Below are 1562 nucleotides of genomic sequence, written 5' to 3'. Positions count from 1 at the left end.
GCGTTCGTTTTGGGCCTTTCAGCAACCACAATCCCACCCCGCGCCGCCGATCCGCGACGCCGCCTGGCCACGAACTGCAATTGACTCGTTCGTATTGGCCAAACTGGAGGCTGCTGCCGTGCAGCCCAACCCGCCGGCGAACAAGCGGAGCCTGATTCGACGTTTGAGTTTTGATCTGGTCGGATTGCCACCCACGCCCGAGCAGGTGGCGGACTTTGTCGCAGATCCGCGTCCCGGCGCACTCGAGCGGGTCGTCGATCGACTCCTCACGTCGCCCGAACATGCCGAACGCTGGACGCGGCTTTGGCTGGACGTGGCACGCTACGCCGAGGACCAGGCGCACATTGTCGGCAACAACGATTCCTTGACCTATCCCAACGCGTACCTGTATCGCGACTGGGTGATCAAGTCGCTCGCCGATGACATGCCTTACGACGATTTTGTGCGGATGCAATTGGCTGCCGATTTGCACTACCCCGAAGATCACGATGCCCATGTGGCGCTCGGGTTCCTGGGGTTGGGGCCGAAGTATTATTCACGCGGCAGTCTGACCGTGATGGCCGATGAGTGGGAAGACCGTGTCGACACGGTGACCCGCGGGTTGTTGGGGTTAACGGTGGCCTGCGCCCGTTGTCACGATCACAAGTACGATCCGATTCCGACAGCCGACTATTACGCGATGGCCGGTGTGTTTGCCAGCACCGAGATGTTCAATCGGCCGCTCAGCGAAGCGGTCGAAAGTAAAGACGGTCAGGCCAAGAAACCTCAGGAGGCCGCGCACATTGTCCGCGAAGGCAAACTGCGCGACCTGAACGTGATGATTCGCGGCGACGCCACTCGATCGGGACCGCTTGCCAAACGCGGATTTCTCACGGTGCTGAGCGACGCTGAGCCGATTGCGTTTTCCCACGGCAGTGGTCGTGGCGATTTGGCCGAGGCGATCGTCGACCGCTCCAATCCCCTGGCGGCCCGCGTGATCGTCAATCGCGTGTGGGAACAATTGTTCGGTGCCCCACTGGTCGGCACCCCGAGTAACTTTGGAGCCTTGGGCGAGCGGCCGACGCACCCCCAGTTGTTGGATGATTTGGCGGTTCGCTTCATGGACGCCGGTTGGTCGCTGAAGTGGTTGCAGCGGGAAATCGTACTCTCGGCAACCTACCAGCAAAGCAGTGCGGCGGACGTCGAGAAGTTGAATCAGGATCCCGACAACCGACTCCGGTGGCGCATGCCTCGGCGAAGACTCAGCGTCGAAGCGTATCGCGATGCGGTGTTGTTCGTTGCCGGCAATTTGGACTCTTCGCTCGGTGGCGAATCGATCCAGCCTGACGCGGCTGATTCGCGACGACGGTCCGTTTACAGTCAGGTCAGCCGGTTGGACCTCAACCCAATGCTGGCCAAGTTCGACTTTCCAGATCCCAACGCCCATAGCGAGCAGCGGTTCGAGACGACCACGCCGTTGCAGAAATTGTTTTTGTTGAACAGCCCGTTCCTGGTTGCTCAGGCCGATGCGCTGGCCGCGCGGTTGGAGCAATTTGGCGGCTCGTATGCGTCGCGAGTCGATT

1 protein-coding gene is annotated in these 1562 nt (G+C 60.9%); it reads left to right on the top strand.

The genetic code is table 11. From position 1 onward, the window contains the following. Nucleotides 1-94: 94 nt before the first annotated feature. A partial coding sequence (locus tag ABX749_RS32430; protein WP_372899680.1) for a DUF1549 and DUF1553 domain-containing protein occupies nt 95-1562 on the top strand: 1468 nt, incomplete at its 3' end.

Origin of the sequence: Stieleria sp., from assembly GCF_041595215.1 — a bacterium.
Classification (GTDB): domain Bacteria; phylum Planctomycetota; class Planctomycetia; order Pirellulales; family Pirellulaceae; genus Stieleria; species Stieleria magnilauensis.
The sequence above is the reverse complement of the archived record's forward strand: the minus strand, read 5'-3'. Positions and strand labels throughout refer to the sequence as shown.